General features: G+C 49.9%; 24 protein-coding genes and 2 riboswitches. Of the genes, 5 read left to right on the top strand and 19 right to left on the bottom strand.

The genetic code is table 11. The features are described 5' to 3' along the window. Positions 1 to 48 precede the first annotated feature (48 nt). Positions 49 to 327: a hypothetical protein gene (locus D5E69_RS01465; protein ID WP_231579140.1), complete on the bottom strand. Its 279-nt coding sequence runs from the start codon at positions 325 to 327 to the stop codon at positions 49 to 51. A 74-nt stretch (positions 328 to 401) separates the two neighbouring features. Next, positions 402 to 551, bottom strand: coding sequence for an Lmo0850 family protein (locus D5E69_RS23520; RefSeq protein ID WP_258523275.1), 150 nt, complete (start codon positions 549 to 551; stop codon positions 402 to 404). Positions 552 to 990: 439 nt separating this feature from the next. Here D5E69_RS23520 and D5E69_RS01460 point away from each other — a divergent pair, with 439 nt between their 5' ends. After that, entirely contained in the window at positions 991 to 1,164 is a 174-nt protein-coding gene (locus tag D5E69_RS01460) for a hypothetical protein (protein ID WP_156183343.1), read from the top strand. A 3-nt stretch (positions 1,165 to 1,167) separates the two neighbouring features. On the opposite strand, the gene D5E69_RS01455 is transcribed toward D5E69_RS01460, so the two are convergent. The 6 genes from D5E69_RS01455 to D5E69_RS01430 form a co-directional block, all read right to left on the bottom strand. Further along, positions 1,168 to 2,106, bottom strand: coding sequence for an ABC transporter permease (locus D5E69_RS01455; protein ID WP_159129115.1), 939 nt, complete (start codon positions 2,104 to 2,106; stop codon positions 1,168 to 1,170). Next, positions 2,094 to 2,276 carry a hypothetical protein gene (locus D5E69_RS01450; protein ID WP_159129114.1) on the bottom strand — a complete coding sequence of 61 codons (183 nt, stop codon included), beginning with the start codon at positions 2,274 to 2,276 and terminating at the stop codon, positions 2,094 to 2,096. Before D5E69_RS01450 ends, D5E69_RS01455 begins: the two co-directional genes overlap by 13 nt. Next, positions 2,273 to 3,538, bottom strand: a complete 1,266-nt coding sequence (locus D5E69_RS01445; protein ID WP_048007256.1) for an ABC transporter permease — start codon at positions 3,536 to 3,538, stop codon at positions 2,273 to 2,275. Before D5E69_RS01445 ends, D5E69_RS01450 begins: the two co-directional genes overlap by 4 nt. A 13-nt stretch (positions 3,539 to 3,551) precedes the next feature. Next, positions 3,552 to 4,484 (bottom strand): ABC transporter ATP-binding protein, encoded by a 933-nt coding sequence (locus D5E69_RS01440; protein WP_048007257.1) that lies wholly within the window; start codon positions 4,482 to 4,484, stop codon positions 3,552 to 3,554. Positions 4,485 to 4,619: 135 nt separating this feature from the next. Next, positions 4,620 to 5,252: a response regulator gene (locus tag D5E69_RS01435; RefSeq protein WP_048007258.1), complete on the bottom strand. Its 633-nt coding sequence runs from the start codon at positions 5,250 to 5,252 to the stop codon at positions 4,620 to 4,622. A 4-nt stretch (positions 5,253 to 5,256) separates the two neighbouring features. Further along, on the bottom strand, positions 5,257 to 6,354 hold the full coding sequence (locus tag D5E69_RS01430) for a sensor histidine kinase (protein WP_048007259.1): 1,098 nt from the start codon (positions 6,352 to 6,354) through the stop codon (positions 5,257 to 5,259). Between the two features lie 86 nt (positions 6,355 to 6,440). Between D5E69_RS01430 and cls the strand changes: the two genes are divergently transcribed. Both cls and D5E69_RS01420 read left to right on the top strand, forming a co-directional pair. Next, positions 6,441 to 7,889 carry a cardiolipin synthase gene (gene cls, locus D5E69_RS01425; RefSeq protein WP_048007260.1) on the top strand — a complete coding sequence of 483 codons (1,449 nt, stop codon included), beginning with the start codon at positions 6,441 to 6,443 and terminating at the stop codon, positions 7,887 to 7,889. A 65-nt stretch (positions 7,890 to 7,954) separates the two neighbouring features. Further along, positions 7,955 to 8,209, top strand: coding sequence for a YpbS family protein (locus D5E69_RS01420; protein ID WP_048007261.1), 255 nt, complete (start codon positions 7,955 to 7,957; stop codon positions 8,207 to 8,209). Between the two features lie 122 nt (positions 8,210 to 8,331). Here the strand turns inward: D5E69_RS01420 and D5E69_RS01415 are convergent, their stop codons facing one another. Next, positions 8,332 to 8,604 carry a DUF2187 family protein gene (locus D5E69_RS01415; RefSeq protein WP_048007262.1) on the bottom strand — a complete coding sequence of 91 codons (273 nt, stop codon included), beginning with the start codon at positions 8,602 to 8,604 and terminating at the stop codon, positions 8,332 to 8,334. A gap of 127 nt (positions 8,605 to 8,731) precedes the next feature. Further along, the gene (locus D5E69_RS01410; protein WP_063191094.1) at positions 8,732 to 9,334 is read right to left on the bottom strand and encodes a hypothetical protein; all 603 of its coding nucleotides are present in this window, start codon (positions 9,332 to 9,334) and stop codon (positions 8,732 to 8,734) included. Between the two features lie 219 nt (positions 9,335 to 9,553). Then, positions 9,554 to 9,661, top strand: a riboswitch (SAM riboswitch). Between the two features lie 87 nt (positions 9,662 to 9,748). Here D5E69_RS01410 and D5E69_RS01405 point away from each other — a divergent pair. Next, positions 9,749 to 11,065, top strand: a complete 1,317-nt coding sequence (locus D5E69_RS01405; protein ID WP_048007264.1) for a Na+/H+ antiporter NhaC family protein — start codon at positions 9,749 to 9,751, stop codon at positions 11,063 to 11,065. Between the two features lie 62 nt (positions 11,066 to 11,127). On the opposite strand, the gene D5E69_RS01400 is transcribed toward D5E69_RS01405, so the two are convergent. From D5E69_RS01400 to D5E69_RS01380, 5 genes are all read right to left on the bottom strand, one after another. Beyond that, positions 11,128 to 11,883, bottom strand: coding sequence for a (S)-benzoin forming benzil reductase (locus tag D5E69_RS01400; protein WP_048007265.1), 756 nt, complete (start codon positions 11,881 to 11,883; stop codon positions 11,128 to 11,130). Between the two features lie 46 nt (positions 11,884 to 11,929). Beyond that, positions 11,930 to 12,715, bottom strand: a complete 786-nt coding sequence (locus D5E69_RS01395) for a divergent polysaccharide deacetylase family protein (protein WP_053072092.1) — start codon at positions 12,713 to 12,715, stop codon at positions 11,930 to 11,932. A 61-nt stretch (positions 12,716 to 12,776) separates the two neighbouring features. Beyond that, complete coding sequence (locus tag D5E69_RS01390) at positions 12,777 to 14,771, bottom strand: ABC transporter permease subunit (RefSeq protein ID WP_048014010.1); 1,995 nt, start codon at positions 14,769 to 14,771, stop codon at positions 12,777 to 12,779. Positions 14,772 to 14,894: 123 nt separating this feature from the next. Next, a complete protein-coding gene (locus D5E69_RS01385; RefSeq protein ID WP_148796109.1) occupies positions 14,895 to 15,602 on the bottom strand; it encodes an EAL domain-containing protein in 708 nt (235 codons plus the stop codon). A gap of 65 nt (positions 15,603 to 15,667) precedes the next feature. Next, positions 15,668 to 15,750, bottom strand: a riboswitch (cyclic di-GMP riboswitch). Positions 15,751 to 15,813: 63 nt separating this feature from the next. After that, positions 15,814 to 16,422 carry a DNA-3-methyladenine glycosylase gene (locus D5E69_RS01380; RefSeq protein ID WP_159129113.1) on the bottom strand — a complete coding sequence of 203 codons (609 nt, stop codon included), beginning with the start codon at positions 16,420 to 16,422 and terminating at the stop codon, positions 15,814 to 15,816. A gap of 174 nt (positions 16,423 to 16,596) precedes the next feature. Here D5E69_RS01380 and D5E69_RS01375 point away from each other — a divergent pair, with 174 nt between their 5' ends. Beyond that, positions 16,597 to 17,457 (top strand): DUF4097 family beta strand repeat-containing protein, encoded by an 861-nt coding sequence (locus D5E69_RS01375; protein ID WP_053072532.1) that lies wholly within the window; start codon positions 16,597 to 16,599, stop codon positions 17,455 to 17,457. Between the two features lie 27 nt (positions 17,458 to 17,484). Here the strand turns inward: D5E69_RS01375 and D5E69_RS01370 are convergent, their stop codons facing one another. The 4 genes from D5E69_RS01370 to D5E69_RS01355 all read right to left on the bottom strand — a co-directional run bounded on the left by D5E69_RS01370 (position 17,485) and on the right by D5E69_RS01355 (position 23,084). Then, a complete protein-coding gene (locus D5E69_RS01370; RefSeq protein WP_249931543.1) occupies positions 17,485 to 19,422 on the bottom strand; it encodes an FUSC family protein in 1,938 nt (645 codons plus the stop codon). Between the two features lie 508 nt (positions 19,423 to 19,930). Next, positions 19,931 to 21,664, bottom strand: a complete 1,734-nt coding sequence (locus D5E69_RS01365) for a CotH kinase family protein (RefSeq protein WP_159129112.1) — start codon at positions 21,662 to 21,664, stop codon at positions 19,931 to 19,933. A 12-nt stretch (positions 21,665 to 21,676) separates the two neighbouring features. Beyond that, entirely contained in the window at positions 21,677 to 22,378 is a 702-nt protein-coding gene (locus D5E69_RS01360; protein WP_159129111.1) for a DUF4956 domain-containing protein, read from the bottom strand. Between the two features lie 22 nt (positions 22,379 to 22,400). Further along, positions 22,401 to 23,084 carry a polyphosphate polymerase domain-containing protein gene (locus D5E69_RS01355; protein WP_200843173.1) on the bottom strand — a complete coding sequence of 228 codons (684 nt, stop codon included), beginning with the start codon at positions 23,082 to 23,084 and terminating at the stop codon, positions 22,401 to 22,403. Positions 23,085 to 23,134: the final 50 nt, after the last annotated feature.

The following is a 23,134-nucleotide window of genomic DNA, read 5'->3' as shown; positions in this document are numbered from 1 at the left end:
CCTCACTCATGTGTCAGTGCGTTTACCCGTCTTGGGTCAACCTCTTTCCTAGGCTGTATGTGATTCGGATACAGACAGCAATGAACGGTGTGCCAGCCCGAGCCTGCCCCTGATGTAGCTCTCGGGATCAAATGGAATCGAACGGCCATTCATCAGATCGAGCTCAACTTCTGCAAACATCGACAGCGCGCGGCTCACTTGATCCAGCGCCTGGGTCAACTTCACCGTGTCCGGTTCATCGGTCCTGCTCAGACAAAAATAGGACAGTTCATCCGCTTTCTTCTTGATGTCCTTCAGCGTAGCCATATCGAACATCAGTCTCTCCATGGGATCCCCTCCTCTTCATTATTCCATAGTATATCGTGAAGGGCCGGGAATTATGTCTGTACAACCCATGGACATTAAGAGTCTTGTGTTAACGTCTTCGGTAATGGTTGATACTGCTTCAGTGACTGTAGGATTTCCCGTCTTGATTTCGTTTTGGTGATATTGACACCGACATTCGACAATTTGGTTATCACTCGTTTTAAGCGATCGTTCTCCTTTACCACGTTATTCACCTCTTTTTTGGCCTTAGGCCAGGTTGGTTTCGTACAAGCAGGATCATAATCAACAGCGACAGCTCTTGTATGTATCACTCACCTATTTGTACGTTCGACGCTATAAAAAGTTTCACCTTTATTCAATTGCTTTTCTTTTTCCCCAAAAATGAAACAATAATCCTATAGAGCTGAACTTTTTTCTCCTTCCGGCCTATCGATCGGTGACGGGTTCACCCGAAGAACCATTCCCCGCTATGGAAACACTGACATATGAAAAACCGGGCGTCGAATCGGCGCCCGGTTTATCCTCACTCATGGAACAGCATCGTAATGACCCTTTTTGCCTGCCCCTCCTTCAACAGGTTTCGGCATAATTCTTCAGACAAGGAAGGATTTTCACTTCATTCCTCGAATTAACTCATTACTACCATAAAGGAGGAATCTCACTATGAGTCGAGTCGTCCATACGCATACACCACGTAAGGAAGTTCGCCATTTCAGACGTTCCAACCGCAAGAAAGTATTCGTAGACAGCGTTCTTGATTTCTTCTTTATGCTGATCGGAATCACAGTCATCACCAGCGTCTTGCTGGTCGTACTCGGATTCTGGAAAATCTTCTAGGCTCTATACGTGCCTTTTCTCCATGAAATTGAGCCCCAGACCGAGGAATAACACTCCCATAAGGAGAAGGATCGATACCGGGTAAAGAATGTCTCCCAGACCGAGCTGATTGACGGTAATGCCCTTCAGGATCTCCATTCCATATGTGATGGGGATGACTTTGGAAATCGCGATCATCACGGGGGAGTTCACGATCTCAAGCGGCCAGTAAGCCCCACCAAGCATGGCCATGCTCACGGCAACAATGGGAATCACGGCATTGAAGTGCTGGGATTTCTTCACAAGCCCCGTGATGAAGATGGATAATGCCACGATTGCAAAGACATATGGGATGAGCAATACGAGCACCCATGCGAAATGGCCGTAGAAATTAACATCGGTGATGTACCGGAACACCATGAATACAAGGAGGATCTGTACGTACCCCAGGATGAAGCTGTATAACAGATTCGCCGTATACATTTCCCACTTCTTCACGGGAGACAGGATCATCCGGTCCCAGATCCCCATACGCTTCTCATGCATGATGGTCGCTACATTATAAGCGATCGTATAAATCACGAAAAACAGGGAGAATCCGAATAGCGACTGAAGCTTCACATCGTATACCCAGTCCCCGTCGCTCCGGAACGTCGTTTCATTTAGAGAGAAAGACGGGTCATCTTTGACATCACGGAACCATCCCTGTACCTCATCCGAGCCGATTCCCTTCTCCGCAGCAACAGCCTCCAATCCCTTCTGTTGTGCCACCTTCATGTACGCCTTCCTCACGATCTGATCGACCTGTGGAACGTTCGGGGTATCGGCCGAAGCAATGATGGTATAATCGTCATCACCAAGTACAAGGCCCAGTGGGCTCTTCCCTTCACTGACTTGGTCATTAAGGTCACCCTTCGACATTTCCTGGAAGATGATTGAATCGGATGCCTTCAATTCCTCCATGATCGCTTTGGGAGCATCTTCCCCCCTTCAGTCGAGTACGGCACGGTCACTTCATTGGCGCCGGACTGACTGGTAAAGAAAGCAAACATCAGGCAGACAATGGTGGTGAGCAGGAACGGCCAAGGCTTCCTGATCAACATTTTCAATTTCCCGTACAACAGACCCTTCATGCTGCGTGCCCCCCTTCCTTAGGAAATACAATCGTGGCAACAATGATGGCAAGGAGACCGAAACCGAGCATGGCCCATATATTCGGGAGGACATCTCCGATCCCATATCCTTGAAAGACTTTGAAATACGCTGTCATGGCGGCCCCATTCGGAACCAGATCGGCGAGGATCCCCATGAGCTTGCCGCTCGTAAGCGGACCGAAGCTTCCACCGAGGAAGGCGAGGACTGCCACTCCGATGGAGGAGAAAAAGCTCGCGACCGTCTCTGAGTTGCCTTTATAGCATATGGCCGTAATCAATGCCCCTAGTCCGCCGACGGCAAAGCAGATGCATACAGTCACAAGAAGAAATACGCCTATGTCCGGGAATTTCACTCCATAGATGAGCGCGCTCGCACCGAACAGGATACTGATCTGGAGGAACGCGAGGATGATCGTGGTGATCAATACGCTCAACAGATACTTCAATGGTGATACTCCGGCGAAGATCAGACGGTCAAACACGCGATCTTCCTTCTCCATGAAGGCGAAGCTTCCCATATTCGTCGCGATATAAAGGACGAACATGACACTCATCCCCACTGCATAATACGCCATGGACGAAAGGGATTGACGGTCCTCGAGCTTCTCCACGGAACCGAAGGATGCATCATCAGGGATGATGGCAGCAGGATCGATCCCTGCTTTCCCTGCCTGCAGGGCAAGCGTATATTGCTCTTGATACGACGTGAGCAGATCGGTTACCAGGTTAGCCGTTAGCGGCCTCCCTTCATTTTTGATCACTGTGATATCCGGACTTTCACTTCCGTCAAGGAAAGCCTGACGCAGCATGGTCAGGGTATAACCTTCTGAAAAATGGATGATGGCTGAATAATCATCGTTATCCCTGAGCCGGTCAAGATCTTCTGCTTTTTTCTCTTTCAGGTGGATGAACTTCTTCACTTCTTTACTACCGAATAGATCCTTTTTCAGGGCGTCGATGGGAAGGGCCTTGGCGGCTGCCGCTTTCAAGCCCTCTTTTTGTTGTGCCGGCATCTCGCTCTCATCTACTTCTTTTTGGAATTGCTTGAGTTCATCTGAGGGATTCCCTTCCACAACAAAACCAACCTTGGCTTCAATGGGCTCTTCCTCCCCGTTCATCAGATCTCCCAGGGCAAACCCCAGGATGGTGATGAGCAGAAGGGGCATCCCCAACAGGATGAGGAGGACTTGGGGGTTCCGGATCATCAGCAGCAATTGTTTTTTGATAAATGGAATCGTCATCTTCTACTCCTCCTCAATCCCGTAATGCCCGACCGGTCAAATGGAGGAAAACATCCTCAAGCGTCGGTATTTTTCGATCAATGGACAGGATCACGGCACCGGTATCCTCAGCAAGCTGGAATACCTGATTGAACAGATTCTGTTCTTTTGGGATCACCATCACGATTTCCTTCTCCGAAGACGTCACGTTCATGACGGATGGGATGGCAGAGAGGCCTTCAGCGAAGGAAGGCACCATCTTCTCCAGTTTGATCACAATCGTGGATTCAGAAGAAAGGATGCTTTTGATCTCCTCTTTTGTACCCGAGGCGATGATATGGCCTTTATCCATGATATAGATCCGGTCGCATAGGAACTCCACTTCCTCCATGTAATGACTCGTATAGATGATGGTCATGCCCTTCTCCTGATTGAGTCTCTTGACCTGCTCCAGGATATAGCTCCTTGACTGGGGATCGATCCCGACGGTCGGTTCATCCATGATGAGGATTTCCGGCTCATGGAGAAGGGCGACACCTATGTTCAGCCGCCTTTTCATACCTCCTGAGAAGGTTTTGACGATATCATTCTTCCGCTCGGTCAGCCCGATCTGGTCCAACACCTGGTTCACCCGTTCCTTCAGGAGGCTCCCTTTCAGATGGTTGATCCTCCCGAAGAATTCCAGGTTCTCCTTTGCCGTGAGGTCCGTGTATAGGGCGATTTCCTGAGGGACGACACCGAGTACTTCCCTGAGGGGCTGAGGATTTCTCAGGACGCTCTCATTCTTCAACCTCACATCTCCATCGGTCGGTGAGATGAGGGTCGAGATCATCGAGATCGTCGTGGACTTCCCGGCTCCGTTCGGACCAAGCAATCCGACCGTTTCTCCCTTCTCGATGAACAGGTTCAATCCGTCCACGACCTTATTCTTCTTGAAATGTTTTGTCAGCTCCACGGCTTCCAACATAGTGAACCGCCTCCTTCTTTATACATTCATTTTATTGGAAGGAGGGTGCACCTTACACTTACCTTTGTCACAACCATCCCCCTCCACCCATGACCTCCGTCATATTTTCCATAAAAAAAGACCGGATAACCGGCCTCAGGCAATATCATGCCGCACTGCATAGATAGCGAGCTGGGTTCGATCCCTCAGCTCCAGCTTCTGCAGGATCTGGGAGATGTGATTTTTCACTGTACCCACCGATAAGAAAAGCTGATCGGCAATCTCCTTATTCGTCTTCCCTTCACCCACAAGCTTCGTAATGGACAGTTCCCTGGGCGTGAGGGAATGGGTCGGTGGCGTTTCCTTCCGGGTGGAAAGAAGGCGGGGGACCACTTTCGCCGCCACTTCATCGTGAATCGTCATCCCTCCATTCAGGCAGCTGTGGACAGAGTGCAGGAGCTGCTCCCCGTCCGAGGTCTTCAGGAGGAATCCATTGGCCCCTTCCTTCAACGCCTGCATGGCATATTCGTCATCGTTGAAGGTTGTGAGCATCAGGACCTTCACCTGGGGCCAACCTGCTTTGATGGCCCTTGTCGCTTCGATTCCGTTCATCTCAGGCATCCTGATATCCATCAGGATCAGATCCAGAGCATGAAGGTCCATCTTCTCCAAAGCCTCTCTTCCGTTAGAGGCTTCAGCGACCACCTTAAAGGCGGGATCCTGCTCGATCATCATCTTCAGACCCTGGCGGACGATGCCCTGATCTTCTACAATCATGATCCTTTTCATCTGGCTACGCCTCCTCTATAGGAAATGATATAGTCAAAGAGAACTCACGATCGGTCTGTTGGACGTCAAGCCGACCCCCGATCTTCTCAAGTCGTTCCCTCATATTCGTCAGGCCGAATCCCGGTTTGAACGGGACCGGATCTTTCACATTGTTCACGATGACCAAGCTTGCGTGCCCCTGTGCCGTCTTTCCGAGGGTCACGCGTATTTCTCTTACATGAGCATGTCTCATGGCATTCGTCACGCCCTCCTGAATGCTTCTGTAAAGGGCGACATTCTGTTCATTCGTAAACCTTGAGGAGAGGATCCCCTGTCGGGTAGTGAGCTGGATCTGGATATGACTCTCTGATTCTAGCTTCCTGACAAGCTGGAGGACGGATTGGATACCCGACAGTTCCCCATCCTTCAGTGTTCTTACTGCTTCCCTCGTCTCTTCCAGGCTATCTACGGCAAGACGCTTAAGATCTCGATATCCTTCCTTCCCATTCTGGATCGACAACATCTCGATCTGCATGAGGAGGGCCGTCAGTTTGTGACCGACAGAATCATGGATATCACGTGCGATCCTGGTACGCTCCTCGGCCTTGGAATGTTGCTCCGTCACGTATTGCAGGCGCTTCAAGTTTCTGTATTCTCCCAATAACTGTTCATAGAGCTTCCGTTGCTCCTTGCTTTCCAGTCGGTCCTCATTTACCTTATAAGTAGAAAAGAGGAAAAAGAACACGATGATCCATATTTCATAATCGGTGATAGGATAAGAATAAATCGCCACCACGATCAAGAAGGCGGCCGTTGCAAACAGACTCTGCCGAAATTGATCCCTCCTTAGTGTGACTGCAGCTTCCATGTGGATCAGGAACACGACGGCCCACATGATGAGTGGTGTATAATGGGTGATGATGGTTCCGACCATCACCAAAAGCAGCTGAAGCATATAGCTGATCTGGGGGATTTTCATCAACGGCACCAAGAAGAACAGTGCGATGGATAAGGCAGACAGAACGATGAGGGTGATAAGGGATTCAAGACCCGTATAGGCTTCTGTTATCCAAAACGCCCAGAGACCCGCCATCAGCATCGTCCGTATGAAAGCATACTTCATCTGTTCACCTTCTTTCTGATCCGGACATACTATAACTCGTACACTACAATATATTACCATTAGTTGGTTTGAAAAGGAGAAAAAGCATGCACATTCTTTCCATCCTCTTAGGGGTTTTATTCTTCTTTAACCTGGTGCTCGCTTCCATCATCGTCTTCCTTGAACGGAGAAATGCCGGGGCGACGTGGGCTTGGCTCATGGTTCTCTTTTATATTCCTTATCTCGGCTTCATCCTTTATTTGATTTTCGGACAAAACATGACCAGGAAACGCCTCTTCGACTGGGAAGGAATCAAAAAGATCGGAATCGAGGACCTCCTGATTGAACAGACCCGGTCGTTGAGGGAACGTTCCCTCCCTTTCAGGCACAGAGAAATTTCTCCCCATCAGGACCTCATCTATATGCACCTCATCAACAACGACGCCCTGCTGACCCAGGACAATGATGTCACGGTCTATACAGACGGTCAGGAGAAGTTCGAAGCTCTCCTGCGTGACATCGAACAGGCAAGGAGCCATATTCATATTCAATATTATATCTTCAAAAAAGATCAGCTCGGCAAAAAAATCGTGGAGAAGCTCATCGAAAAGGCAAAACAGGGTCTTGAAGTCCGGATCCTGTACGATGAGATGGGTTCGAGACGGACGAGACCCCGTTTTTTCAGGCATCTGACGGCAGTGGGTGGAGAAGTCGCAGTCTTCTTCCCGTCGAAGATCCCATTTGTAAACCTGCGCCTCAACTACCGGAATCATCGTAAACTCGTCATCATCGACGGAAAAGTGGGGTACGTGGGAGGCTTCAACGTCGGCGATGAATACCTCGGTCTCGATCCGAAGTTCGGCTACTGGAGGGACACGCATCTCCGGGTGATCGGCAGCGCCTCCCTCGCCATGCAGACACGCTTCATCCTGGACTGGAACCAGGCCACAAAGTCAAGGAAGATCTCATATGAAGGAAAATACTTCCCGACCGCTTCCTTCAGCGGCTCGACGGGAATCCAGATCGTCACCTCCGGCCCTGATTCAGAATGGGAGCAGATCAAGAACGGATACTTGAAGATGATCTCATCGGCCAAGCACTCGATCTACATCCAGACGCCCTATTTCATCCCGGATGAAAGCCTCCTCGATTCGCTTCGGATCGCTGCACTGACCGGGAAGGACGTCCGGATCATGATCCCGAACAAGCCTGACCACATGTTCGTCTACTGGGCGACCTACTCATATGTGGGGGAATTATTGAAAGCCGGGGCCAGGATCTTCATTTACGATAACGGCTTCATCCACGCGAAGACGATCGTCGTGGATGATGAACTTTCATCGGTCGGCACAGCCAATATCGACGTGAGGAGCTTCCGCCTGAATTTCGAAGTGAACGCCTTCCTGTATGACCGGAAACTGTCACGGGAGCTCAGCCGCTCCTTCATGGAAGATCGGAAGCTGAGCAGGGAATTGACCCTTGAGGACTACCATCGCCGTCCGCTCATGATCAAATTCAAGGAGTCCATATCCCGCCTCCTTTCCCCGATCCTGTAGCCATTGCCATGGCAGAAAAAAACAAGCATAATGAGACATATACCAATCGAAAGAGGGATGAGGGCATGAGCGTACACAAGGACATCACAAAGCATTCAAGCAAACAGCACAGCCTCGTGAAGGAGTTCATGAAGCTTGATGAATCGAGGGAACAGGCCATCGAAGAAGCCCTCACATTATGCGAAGCCGGAAAGCCATTCACCACTGACCGCATCAACCACTTCACCCAGGAGATCAACGCCCTTGCAAGACAAGGCGTCGTCCCCCAGCGAAAGACCGTGACGGAAGAAATGGTCAGGGATTACGCCAAACGGCGGTGAGCCGAGGCGAAGGTGAACCACCTGCACAACCATCTTTCTGGAAGCTTCACCTTATGACCTGAACAACTCAAAAATCCCCCGGACGCCCATTTTAGCGCCGGGGGATTTTTCTTATATACTATTTAAGCCTTCAACGCACTGTTCCAGCCATCGTAGACAAAGACGGGATTCGTGCCGTTTTCAGCACGCTCGATGACGGCATAGTTCTTATGGGCAACCACGGTTTGATCATCGGGAAGGTCAAGCTTCATCGCTGACTCCTTATCCATGCGCACGATCACCGTGTTCTCCCTGAGGGTCGTCACGACGCCTTGCAGGACGTGCTTTTTCCTTTTAAATTCTATAATGTCGCCAAGATTGGCATATTCTTTTGAGTAGACGAAAGTATTATCCATAATAGACTCCCCTTTTACATGAAAGTTGATAACGCTCGAATCCTGTATGTGATATATATCTTTCTTGTACCACCAGTCAAAAGATTTAAAACCTATTATTCTAATAAAATAATCTTTATTCTGAAAATTATTCAGATTTGCGGTCCACCAGGGTGATTTTATAGATATAGGCCTTGTCAGATTTTTTGAAGCCACCGACAGGTTTCCCATCTTCCAATCCAATACTTACGGAATCCCCGTTGTTTTTAGAAATAGCCATTCCGTAAATATACACAGGCTTATCTTTCTTGAGCTCCACTTTTTCTGTTAACAAGGAGGATGCACTGCTTCCACTTTCTTCAGGTATGGGGTCTTCGTCCATAGTGATGAAGGTGCTTTCGCTCCCATTAAAGATCTTCAGATCCTTTTCCGAGCTTTCCATGCCGAAGGAGTTCAGGGAGTGTTTATACTTTTTCGCTTCTTCGTCGTATTGGAACGGCTCATCACTTACGAGCTTCCCTTTTTCATACACTTCTATGGTCCTTTCAAGATCCATATCCTTTGCCAGGGTTCCATCCAGGGTAAAGAAGAACATGGAACCTCTCCCTGTAGCGGCAACCACCTTTTCTTCCTTATCACTCAGGTCATACGGTTCCAACGTCAACGTTGATGAACCGTTCCCCTTCCCTTGAGAACACCCCACCAGTAACAGACACATACCCACTGCCAGCAGCCAATATCGCTTCTTCATAAGGTCACCTCTCCCGTTGTGCTGAGGGATTTCCACCCCCTTATTTTTCCATCAACTGATTATAGCATCTGATTTATTCCAGTTCAAATAACGACGGAATTCATCATGAAAATTTGAATGCGTTTGCTTAAGGCGGATGAAAATTTTCCCGTTTGACATTTAGGATGAAACCCATTAAAGTATGTAAGTATCTTAAACATAACTGCATAACGTAAAATCTTCTTATCCAGAGAGACGGAGGGACTGGCCCTATGATGTCTCGGCAGCGGACTCAACCAAAAGAGTGCTGTGCCACATCCAGCAAGCCACCGGCTTGAAAGATAAGAAGGGTGTTTCGTTTTCATGGAAACCTCTTCTTATTTGAAGAGGTTTTTTATTTTATGCGCAACAAACCATCTAAAAGGAGTGCACAACATGAATCAGGAAAAAGGCAATCTACTGGCATTATTACCATTACTCATATTCGTTGCCCTGTTCCTTGGGGCAGGTATCATTTCAGGGGACTTCTATTCCTTCCCCGTACTCGTGGCGATCATCATCGCTGCTGTCGTGGCGCTGGCCATGAACCGGAAGGACAGCCTCAATGTGAAGGTTGAACGCTTCGCCAAAGGAGCGGGTAACCTCGATATCATGATCATGGTCTTGATCTTCTTATCGGCTGGCGCTTTCTCGGGTGTGGCTGAAAAAATGGGAGCCGTTGATTCAACGGTCAACTTTGCTCTTTCCGTCATCCCGGAAAATCTTTTGATTGTCGGACTGTTTGTGATCGCCGCCTTCATCTCACTCGCCATGGGAACTTCCATGGGAACGATTGCGGCCCTTGCCCCTATCGGTGTAGGAATCAGCTCAGGAACGGATATCTCCCTTCCTCTTGCCATGGCGACCGTTGTCGGGGGCTCCATGTTCGGTGACAATCTGTCCTTCATTTCGGATACGACCATCGCGGCGGTCCGCACGCAGAAAACAGAGATGAAGGATAAGTTCAAAGTCAATTTCTTCATTGTCCTGCCTGCAGCCATCATCACGATCATTGCGCTATTCTTCGTGACGCTCGGCAACCAGTCGTCCGTCGACGCCGGAAGCTATTCCATCGTGAAAATCCTTCCGTATCTTGCCGTCATCATCGGCGCCCTGTCGGGATTGAATGTATTTGCCGTCTTATTCGGCGGCATCCTTCTATCAGGAATCATCGGATTCATCGACGGAAGCTTCACACCGACCAGCTATTTCGGCAGCATTGCCGATGGCATGCTCGGCATGGGCGAGATCGCCTTCCTATCCATCCTGATCGGTGGGGTGGTGGAACTGATCCGTCATAACGGTGGAATCCAGGCGCTTCTCTATCTTGTAACCAGGAAGATCGGTTCATCCAAAGGCGCGCAATACTCTACAGCTGGACTCGTGGCTTCCACGAATCTTTGCACGGCCAACAATACAATCTCCATCATCATTGCCGGGCCCCTTGCCAAATCGATCAGTGATGAATACGGAGTGGACAACCGGAAGACAGCTAGTATCCTTGATATCTTCTCATGTGCCGTCCAGGGTCTGATCCCATACGGTGCCCAGATGCTTCTCGTAGCAGAAACAGCCGGCATTTCGCCACTGAGCATCCTTCCGTATGCATTCTACCCGATCTTGACGGCCATTTGTGGCCTGGTGGCGATCAAATTCGCCCTGCCTCGTTTCACCCGCAGGAAAGCTCATTCTACAGAGCCGGTACGATCATAATTCAACAGGAAAAGCCCCGGGATGCTGGTATCAACCAGAGCCCGGGGCTTTTTTTTGTCAGATCATACAAGGTCATTGATGTGATAAAGTTTGCCGCTTTCCACTTCTGTTCCCGTGATCAGCCCGACGAGTGCATCTGCCACCGTTTCTGCACTGCGAAGCGTCCCTTCTTCCTTATAGCGTTTGAACTTTTCCACTTCAGCGAAAGCTTCCTTCGCTGAGGAACGGATTTCTCCCTGCATATCCGTATCCATGACACCAGGGCTGAAGGAAATGACCTTATGATCACGTCCTGAACCGGATAGCTCCAGGCTCACGGTTTCCGTCAGCATATTGAGCCCTGCCTTGGTGGAGCAGTATGTACTCCAACCATAGACGGGCCGGCTGCCGGCACCGGAACTGATATTGACGATCAGCATCTGTCCAGCCGTTCCTTCAGACGCAGAGATCAATTCGTTCAAGGCGATCATGGGAGCGAGGAGATTGACGTGCACACTCGCTTCCAGGCTCTCGGCATCCACTTTTCCGGACGGATTAATCGGAGTGACCAAGCCGGCATTCTGAATCACATAAATCGTGTCGGCTCCGCTTGAAAACACGCTTGCCCCCACTTCCCTGAATACCTTCTCCGTGTCTGCAGTAGACGTCAGATCGCACGGATGGAAAGAATATGCCACCCCTGCATCCGTGGCCATGGCCTTCAGGTTATCATTATCTCGCCGGGATATGTTGATGAGCCCGACCCCTTTTTTCACCAGGCCCGAAGCGATTGCTTCGCCCAGTCCCCTTGTTGCTCCGGTCACAATAGCCATTTTCATGTAATCGACACCCCTTCCGATTGTTCATCACCTATCAGCATACAACTCATGGCATGCTTTCATCAATCAAGTGATACTCAGGAATAAGGTCGGATAATGGGACAATATTGGCTTCTTTTTCGTAGACAGGAATGAAGTCCTTCAGCATCGATGCAATCATCGTACCCGTTACACCGACATGACCGATGGCTACCATGCTGTCGTCTTTTTCAAGTTTAGCGGCAAGTTTCGTCGCCTGCTGTCCGATATGCTCCTTCGTGTAGACATCATCGAAGAAAAGACCGTTCTCGAGATACGGCACCTTCAGTTCGTCAGCAAGCTTCGGGATGACGCTTTTCCCCGTTGTTTTGCTGTCGAGATAAAACATCCCGTGCTTTTTGCATACTTCGAGGACGATCCTCATGATGCGTTCATCGGCTGTCACCTTCGAACCCATATGATGATTCATCCCCACGGCATGCGGGACATCTTGGATTGCTTTCTCCACACGGCTTCGGATTTCATCATCCGACAGGTCTGTTGTCAACGCCCCGGGCCCAAGCCAGCTTGCCTTTCCCGTCACCGGCTCCATCGGCATATGGAGAATCACTTCGTGGCCTTTCGCATGAGCCCGTTCGGCATCCTTCTTTGTAGACGGCAGGAACGGCATGACAGCAATCGTCAGCGTCGCCTCTGTATCAAGGATATCTTCCGTTCCCTCCATATCGTTCCCAAGGTCATCAATCACGATGGCAAGTTCTTTTTTATGGGCGGGCAGGGGCAGGATATCCCTTGCAACCCCCGTCGTTGTCAAAGAAAAAGTCAGCGTCAAGCTGATGAGCAGTATCCTCATCGTTCATCACTCCTTTTCCTTTAACATGTCCTTCCGTTTCAGATTTCATGCCGGGTGGACATCATCCCTTGATGTTCTGATGCGTCAAGGTGAAGTCTCCTTCAAGAGGCGGGTTCACCTTTGCCTTTTCACTCTTACTCCACTTTTTCCATCCTTTGATCGGTTTCTTATTCACCCTTACACCGACCTTGGCCTGCTGGATCTCCTTGACGCCCTGGACCACGAGTTGCATGGCGAAGATGGCAATCATGAAGGCGAAGAGCGGGAATAATACGATCCAATATTTCTCGGTCATCAATGCTTCTTTGGAGGAACTGATGAGCCCGGACCATTCAAATGTAGCGGATTTCGGCGGATCGGGAAGGAGTCCCCTTGATACGATGGTTCCACCGAGGAATAAATAGAACAGTCCCATATGGACCAGGATGAGCATCGTTTGAATGAACTGCTGCCCGAACAGGATGAACATCCTCGGCGCGAGATGCGGGAACAGATGAGTCCAGAGCAGGTGGCGGTTACTCCCTCCAAGAAGCTTGGCCGAGACGACGAAGTCCTGCTGTCCAATCAGCTTCAACTCATTGCCGATCAATACCATCGTCAGCGGCAGCACCAGGATCGTCAGGACGATGGCCTCGAAGACGAGCCGTTCAAACAGGGAGTGCTGGAAGCCTTCGAATGTCAATCCCCACAGCACCGGTCTTAATAGAAGATACGCAATGAGGCTCAACGGCAGGAAGTGGATCGAATCCACGATTCTGTTCACCCAGTTCTTCCTGCGTTCGTTCAAGAAGAAGTGATAGCCTACCCCGAGATAGAAGCCGCCTATCACCCGCAACAGTGCCACAACAAGGGCGAAGATGAGCGTGTATTTCGCTCCGACGATAAGCTGGTCCAAAATGCTGAAGCCGTTGTAGTCGGATCCGAGCGCCATGAATTCAGATGGCGCATGAGGCGGGACACTGATCAGAGTGCCGTCATCATCCTTTACATAGTAAAGCTTGCTGACAGGTTCATCCTTGAAGAGGGAATGGCAGAAACTATACACAATCATTCCGAAGATGATGATGAATCCTCCAGCAAACTTCGGATTCTTCATGTGCACCTTCCAAGCCCTCCACGAAGTGGCGATGAACCCCCAGATCTTCCATTCTGAGAACTTGACCTTGTCCTTTTTGATGCGGTAGTGGGAATCATCGATCACGGCGGCCCGATTCATCCACAGGTAAACTCCTTGATAGATAAAAAAGAACGGAGTGAAAAGAAGGATCAGGGCATACGCAATCACGACAGGTCTGAAATCCTGTGTGATATAGAAGGTGATCCCCTTCATATCAAACAGGGTTTCAATGATGAATAAACTCGACAGGGTCCCCCAGATGATGAGTTTTCCATGATAAAAGGAGCTTGGTGTGATATTCTTCATCACATGTGAGAAGAGGATGCGGCTTTTTGATAACCCTTTGCTCCTGGCAAATTCAATGTGATCTTTCACCATTTCCTCTTCCATGACGAGGAGGAGGATCCGGAAGAAGGAAACCATCGGCACGATGGCAAGGGTGAAGATTGGTGCCCCGTAAATCTGCACCCCGTCAAACTCCGTAAACTCCATGAGCATAATGCCGTACTTTTTGAAGAAGAAAACGATAAATAATTGCAGAAGAAAAGCAAATAGCAGATCCGGCACCGACTCCATGAAGTTCAGGATTTTCTTCAGCATGGAAGAAATCGGAGTCGGGAGGAAAAAGGTAATCACGGCAAATATCACCGCCAGTACAAGGCCCAGGGCGATGGCCCCAAGAATGATGGTCATGGAATACAGATAAGGCTCCCACAGGACATTGAAAAGAGAGTCGACTTGTCCCTTATAGTTGTATTCCCAGTTTGCCGGATCAGCAAAATAGATGGTGAATTTGAGGAATTCTTCAATGAAAGCGACGAAGTTGTACAGTCCTTTTTCACTCAGAACCTGCGGGGCGACGCTCACGCCCAGGATTCCGAGAATCCCCAGTATGTAATAAAGAATAAAACGCAATGGTACAGATAGGTACTTGTTCATATGGATCCCCTTTTTCTCTTTTTCCTTTATCCTACTCTCCTCTTCAATATTTTTCAATTTAATTTATTTTCTGTCAATAAAAAATAGGGAGAGGCACAAGCCCTGCCAAACCCAGCGCCTTGATCAGGCCAACAATCTTCCCGGCCTGCCCAAGTGATAGCCCTGTCCGATGGCAATCCCCATCTCAAGGGCGACTTCCATGTCTTCCTGCTTTTCAATCCCCTCGAGGACGATGAGGGTATCTTCGGAATAGAACTGGCTGAAGAACGACAGGAATCGCTGCTTCTTGGGATCCTGAGCAAGATCCATGGCAAAATAGCGATCCAGCTTGATCACTTCCGGCTCATATTCCATGGACTTCTTGATGGAAGACGTCCCCTGCCCGAAGTCATCGATGGCATACCACACCCCGTACTCCCTCAACCCTTTCAACGCCTGTTTTAACAGGGGGTTCTGCCAAAGTTCCTCGGCACTTGATTCGTTGATCTCAAGGACGAGCCTTCCTTCCATCGAAGGATGGGCCTTCATCAGATGGTCGAAGTAATGACGGAAACTCGGATGCAGGATGGTCGTGATGTAAATATTCAAGAACAGCTTGCAGTCGAGGCCGGTATTCACGAAGCTCTCCATCGCCTTTGTGATGGAAAGAGTGTCGAGCTTATACAGGATATTGGCTTTGATGGCGGTTTGAAACACGTGCTCCGGATTCTGGTTGAACGTATTGCGGAGGAGCCCCTCATACGCATAGAGAGACTGATGATGCCCCAGCCTGTACAAGGGCTGGAATTCGTGATAGATCAAGTCGTCTTGAAAGATGCTGAAAATATTCATTAGGACCCCTTATCTCTCTGTATTTTTTGAACAAACAGGTACAAAAAAACCACATAGAAATAGACTTCATATGTGGTCGGTTGCGCTACTGGCTCCCCTGAATGCAAGCGCCCATCGGACATTCAGGTTCAACGCCTTCCCAATAGACGGTGAGGTTGGTTATATAAGTAAAATATACCATAAACGAAATAGTTTATGGGGGTATTTATTCCTATTTTTCTGAATTTCGCCCGCGACCCTTTGATACGTAGGGATTCCCTTCGATCCAAAACCTCCAGGGATAATCCTTTGCTTCCCCGCTATTATCAATGCCGATCCGCTTACCCTCGGCGATTCTTTCCGGCAGGTACCCTTCGCAAATAGTCAACGGAGGCTCAAGGAAGCTTCCACCGTAATCTTCCATGGTGATGCCCATGGCTTTGGTCAGCTTGCCGGGACCGCTCGTCCAATTTTTCATGGAGTGGCCTTCACGCCGGCTGCCCATGAGTCCAAGACCCTCAGCTGGCTCAATAGCCCGTATCAGAATCGCTTCCGGTACGCCTATGCCTCCACTTACCACATTGACGAGACAGTGGGTATGCATCACATAGGTATAGATCCTGCCCGATTCCGCGAACATCTCTTCCGTCCGTTTCGTTCTCCTGTTGCCGTAGCTGTGGGCTGCACGATCCTCAGGTCCCATATACGCCTCCGTTTCGACGATATAGCCCGAAACGGTCCCTTCCTCCGTTTCTTTGACCATCAGACAGCCGAGGAGGGACTTGGCAAGCTCAAGCGTCGGCTGTTCATAAAATGTCTGTTCCAACACACGATGCGTCATGGTTTCCCACCTTTCATTTCCTCTCATCCTGCATACTCCCCCAATTTATCAACGTTCAAACTCTCCACTAAGACCAGAGGCGGATAAAAAATTGATCCGGGGGCGCATTGCGGAATAACGGTTCTCCACTTACACTATAGAAAGATTGGAAAAACGAACCAAGGAGAGAGAGAGATGAAAAAGAATGTATTCGCCATCGTGGTCGCCTTGTTGGCACTGGGTGCGATCTTCCTCATTTTGAATGATCGGACCACCCTGTTTGCCAAAGGTGGAACATCCACAGACAGTGTAAAAGTGAAAGACGGAACCAAGCTCATCCACTTGTCACTCGGAAGCGGAGATACGAAAATCGTCACGACGGATGATGATGAAGTCAGGGTCGAATTCAATGGAAAAGGGACTATGAACCTTGAAGATCGGGGAGATGAAATCAATCTCGATGTCAAAATGAAGCCTATCTTTTATATCGGCTTCAACAACAAAAAATTTGATACGATTGTATTTCTTCCTCAAAACTACGAAAACAATCTGGAAATCGAGGTCGGCTCAGGAGAACTGATCTTCATACCGGACGAAATGATGTCCCTGGACGACCTGAAGACCGAGATCGGCTCAGGCGATATGAAAATCGGGAATTTCAATACCGGATCCTTCACATATAAGGGGTCATCCGGAGATTTTGTCGGCAAGGATATCAAAACCCGGGAAGGATCGGTTGATATGGGCTCAGGGGATGTGCTTCTGACGGGATACGAAGGGCCATTGAAGGGCTCGGTTTCCTCAGGGGATCTATCGGTATCCATGAAAAAACTTTCTGGGGATGTTGATTTCACCATTGGATCCGGGGATGTCGATCTCAATTTGCCTGAAGACGCAAGCTTCAAATTGAACGGTAAGGCTGGCAGCGGAGATATCCTCAACACCATCGACCTGAAGGATCAAACAAGCAGCGAACGATCCGTCAAAGGGACGAAAGGTTCTGGAAAACATTCCATCAATGTAGACCTCTCCAGCGGGGATATGATCATTCGGTAAATGAAAAAAGGGCGGGAGCATATGCTCTCACCCTTTTTCCTCTTCCGATTTCACTTTTCCCCCGAGCTCTTCGCCGAGAGAAACGATGGACTGATTGATTTTCCATATATAATACACATGATGAATGACATCAATATGGGATTTCAGCCTCCCGGGGGCCTGGGTTTCGATTTCCCTTCGTTCTTCCGCGAGATCCCAGAGACTGGAGTGCGCGGAAGGATCTTTCATCATGAGTCGGACCGCTTCGATGTTCTGCGTCAGTTTCTCGCTCGTCACCCCGATCACCTTCTGCAATTCTTCCGGGAAGGGCTCGTTCCGTCTATGGGAAGAAGCAAGCAGATGCTTCGCATAATAATTGACGGCGATGACGACGGTGATCCACCGTCCGAGTCCGGTCCGGGTCATGGCCCCTGGACGCTGAAGGATCGACTGGGCTTCATCCTTGATTGCCTGCACCTTGTGGTCAAGATCGAAGGCCCGGTCCGTCAGGGGCTTTTTCTTCTCCTTCAGGAAGGAAGAAAGATAGGTTTCCACATATTCTCCGAGCTCATCAAAAAACTCATCGAATGTATCCGTGACCTTGGCCTTCGTCTTCTTCGGAAATACGATTGCCGACACGATCAGTGCGATGAAGGCACCGATGATCGTATCAAGCACCCTCGCCCCCATGAGGCCAACGGAAATCCCGCCAAGGAGGATATCGTACATAAAGGCGATGAGCATGGTGATGAACAAGCTCATGAGCGTATAGGATACGGGGAATAGGTAGAATGATAGGAAGAGGGCCAGGAAAAGCAGTCCCACCTCAAGGGGCTTCACCCCCGACACAAGGGTCGCGGCCCCGAATCCGACGATTGCCCCGATGACGGTACCGAATGAACGCTGGAACGCCTTCAGATAGGTTCTTCCCACCGTCTCAGTACCGATCATGATGATGAACGTGGTCAACAGCACCCAGTACGGCTGGGCGGGGGCGATCAGTTCTCCTGCCACGATGGCGAGGATCCCTGCAATCAAAGCCTGTATCGCTTTTCTCGTCGACGGCTTCAATCCTTTTGACTCTTCTTCGTCTTCCTTCTCTTCTTCCTCCGGTTCCTCCTCTTCCTTTTCAGAATGGACTTCCCGTTCGCCCTTCAAGGCTTCCTGGATCGTAAGGGCTGCCTGCAGGACGTGATTCGAGATGGACTCGATCCTGCGCAGAAGATAAATCCATCGCGGGAGATCCTCCTCATCCTTCAGGACATCCGCCAGCATCAGGCGCAGTTCCTGAAGGGCACGTTCGGTTTCTTCCAGTGTCTTCGGTTCATAATCCTGTGCCAGGACGTCGGCATCCCGCAAGGAACGGATGACCCGCATCAATAGCTGGCGGATTTCATCCTGTTCGAACGCCTTCAGTTCCTTCAGCTTCTTCAAGGAATCAGATAGCGTCTGGATCAGCATCTCCGCATCGAAGACATAGAGCCTGAGTTCCGATACGTCTATTCCTGGATACAGTTCCTTCAGATCACTTTCATTGATGTCACCCGACAGCGTCCGTGCATACTCATTCAGTTTGCGTACGTTTCGATCGAGACTTTTCTTCCTCTTCTCACTGCTTTTTGGATCTTCCATCGCCTTCAACAAGATGGTGAATGTCAGATTCGACTGGATATGGAACGAAATCAGGCTTCTTTTCAATACGTAAGAAGAACTCTTGAACAGAAGGAACTGATACATGTAGGCACTGAGCGCCCCGATCACGATTCCGATATAGAACCAGAGCAGATGCGATGCGTCGAGTTTAAGAACGGATGAAAAGTAGATCGACATGAAAGAGGCCATCCCGATGGAGAAATAGCGGACGGCGAAGCGTGAGAAATAAAAGGCGCTGAACATGGCCGCCACGAGAAGGATGTTGACGGCATAAGGATGTTGGCTGAACAGGGACCCGACCGTGATCCCCCGGCCACTGAAACAGCGATGCACAGCAGCGTCACTTTCTTCTTCCGGTCCGTATCATCCAAGACGATCAGGACACCGAACATCCCCACCATCCCTGAAACGATGGCAGGTGTGATGGACGGATACTCATTCATTTTCAATAGGAATAATGTGATAAATACCGAAGTCATGAGGCTCAGCGTTGTCTTGCCGGCCTGCTGCAACCTTTTTCTTCCGGGATCGGAAGCGAGGAAGCGTCCAAGCCATATATGTTGTCGATGTAGTTGTCTCATTGTCATCAAACCCTTTACTCGTCCTGCGATTGAATGTCTCTTTTATCGTACCCACCCCAACAAAAAAGTAACCAGAGCCGCAGAGGGCTGTCCGGTTACTTAATATGGGTGTCATCGCGAAATAGATTAGTATAAGTATACGGTTTTCCGGCGGGACGGTAAAGGATCTTGCCTGTCCGAGTCTCAGCGGAAGCCCTTTCTTCTCCTGAACCGCCATGCTGCAATGAGACCAAGCATGAGCACGGATATGGAGACTCCACTCACCGTGAGGGCTGCCATCGGATCGACGGCTGCTTCTTTTGTTTCGTTCCCTTGTGGTCCTCCTCCCCGGGACCAGCCTCGGGGTTGAATCCATCGGGTCTATCAGCGGGATCGAACCCCTCTGGTGGTTCTCCCTGTCCGCCGTTCCCTCCATCGGGAGGAGCACCATTTTGTCCTCCCTCGGCCGGAGGAGCATTCCCTTGAGCATTATCTGCTGCTGGATTGCCTTGCCCTGCCTTATCATCCTGACCTTCATTTGCCTGTCCGCCATTCGGAGGGCCCTGCCCCTGACCGCCGGATCCGGCCTGGCTTTCAACCGTCCGCTCGCCGGACAGCTGTTCCAGGATCGACTCGGATCTCAGCTTCGTGAATTCCGCAAGGCTTTCGTCGCCGGAAACGCCTTTCAGGAATTCATCCGTTGTGAAGAACTTGGTCGGGTCGCTCTCGACATAAGTGGTCAGGATCGACGCCAGATTGTTCGTGATCTCGGAAACGCGCTCCTCTGTGAAGATCTCTTCAGCAAAGGTCTTCAAGTACTCTTCGTATTTCTCCTTATACTCCGAGTTGGATAGGAGGGCATTGAGCAGGGGCCGGTCTTCAAGGGTCGTATTGACAACGGGCTCGCTCACGCTGAAGTCGATGGCAGAGTCGGTGATGAGCTGGCTCGTCATCATTCCGTCCCCCATGCCGCGCTTGTCGATCCCATCGTTCCCTTGAGGAGCATCGTTCGCATTGCCATCTTGGGCACCGGGCTCTTCAGCCTGTTCCCCGTCCTCTAGACCTTCTTCTCCCGCATTGCCCCTTCCGCCCATTCCAACGCCGAAGCCTCCGAAGGACATATTATAATCCCAAGGGATGATGGAGAAGCTCCCATCCTCTTCATAGAGATAATAGTTGTGCTTCATCTGCCCCTGATAGCTGTCGAGGTTGACGAGCGCTGTATTGACGGCGAAATAGCGGAGCATTTCATCGACATCCAGAACCTTCCCGATGTCGCCGCCGTTGTTGATGGCATCGAGCATATCGGTGAAGGTCGACTGATCTTTGTTGGACTCGTTCGTTTTCAGCTCGACACCCGTGTAGTCGTCGAGATCATCACTGATCCATTGAAGGTCGGAACCGACCCCGTCAGGCTTGAACAGGAATCCGTCATTGGATCCGAACTCGCTTGCGAGGAACGTTTCATCCACCTGTTCGACTCCAAGGAGCAGACCATAGTCCTCACCGTTGATGGTCACATACATGTAAGAGTGGGCAGGCGTCGCGATCCCCATCTCTTCCATCATTTCATAGGAAACAAATTCCCTCATCTGCGTCGAGTCACTATAGTTATTGTTCAAATTCAATTTCTTCAGGCCATACAGACTTTGAGAGCTGTCATAATGATCAAAATCGATCTTCAGGCTGTACCGGTCCGAGTCACTATTGGCAACGGACGTCAGGGAAGAATTCCCCTTCGCCCTGATGGCCACATCGCTCACCTTTTTGCCGTTGACGGTCACGGTCGCCCGCTTATATTCCTCCTTGGTTGCGTTTTCCACAAGGTCATCCCAGTCGTCTTCGTCGATTTCGATATCGACGCGCCCCACCTTGCTCTCGTTGAAGACCGTTTGTTTATAGGAGGTGGACGTATCCTTCTCTTCGAGTCCGGCGGCCGGAAGGACATATACGCTTGCCACAAAGGTAAGCATGAGGAGGACAAAGACCACAGCCACCATCTTTTTTCCGATCATTCCCTCCACCTCCTATGCAGTGAAGTTTCCATCATAGCTCACCATGACGGCGGATTTGATACCCGGCAGTGCCTTCAGTTCGGCAAGCATGGCCGATTCGCCTGTTTTCATGCGGACTTCATAGGTCGTTTCCATTTCGTTACTACCCATGAAGGATTGAGATTTCAGCTGATAGCGGGAAGTCAGCTTTTTGAGTTCTGCTTCAATCGTATCACTGCTGCTTCCACTGTCTGCCTTCACGATCAGCAGGAACGGATTCTCCACGGTGATCTTATTCACAAATATTAGCAGGACGAGCCCGATCAGGACAGAACCGATGACGACAAGGGGGATGAACCCTGCTCCGCAAAGGATACCTGACACGATGGACCAGAAGATGTAGACCAGATCCATGGGATCCTTGATCGGCGTCCTGAACCGTACGATAGACAATGCACCGACCATACCAAGTGACAAGAGGACGTTATTCGAAATTCCCATGATGACAAGGGCCGTCGCCATCGTCATGATGAGCAGGGAAATATTGAAGGAATGGGAATAGATGACTCCGTTGAATGTCTTCTTATAGACAACATAGATGAAAAGGCCGATCAAGAAGGCAACGACGAGCCCGATGATGGAGTCGGTCAGGCTGAACGACGTCGTCTTCTCGATGAAACTGGATTTAAAAATATCACTGAAATTGATTTGTTCATTCACGTTGGTGTACCTCATCTTTCATATTCAATTTTTTGATTTAGCCAAACATCCTGCTGAGCTGATACTTCGAGTAGGCTTCCGTTCTTGTATCCACTGCCTGCAGGGCATATTTGATCATATCCGGGATATATTCATCGAACTTCACCTCAAGGATGATGAGGGGCTCTTCCATGACCGGTACCATGGGCAGGTTCCGGTCGAACATCGCCGTATTCCTCAGGCTCGTGCGGATATTCTGATCAAAGGTGATCCTGACATTTCCATACGGATAGGTGTAGGCTTCCCGCTCATAATCGACGACCGCCACCGGCTTGATCAACCGTCTCGTCATCTCCCCGTGAAGATCGCGGATGAGGGGCCGCATGTCATCCTCCATCCACTCCGTTTCTCCCCGGCGGATGGCTTCATATTCCTTCCGGGTCAACGGGCATTTCGTTTTGAACGTCTGATTGTTCCGCTTGCTCTTCCGCTCAAGGTGGATCACGGACGTGGAGAGGTTGTAGATCCTCACCCGGTACTTATCACGGTTCAGGTAGCCTTCCTTCTTCTCCGTCAGGATCCGGTCGTCCATATTATCGAAATAAGCGCTTCGTATATGGTACTTCCCGTCCCGTCCGGCATGCTCATCCCTCGTCATCAGCCACTTGAGCTTATGGATCAGGATGTGATATTCCGGGATGGAAATGGCGAATTTCAGTTCTTTTCTTCCGATTTGACTCATATTCGTTCCTCCTTTCGCTTGGTCTATAGTTGTATTGTAGGGAGCGAATG

It is taken from the genome of Rossellomorea marisflavi (assembly GCF_009806575.1).
In the GTDB taxonomy this organism is placed as follows: domain Bacteria; phylum Bacillota; class Bacilli; order Bacillales; family Bacillaceae_B; genus Rossellomorea; species Rossellomorea marisflavi_A.
Note: the sequence above shows the minus strand (reverse complement) of the source record. Positions and strands in the feature narration are given on the sequence as shown.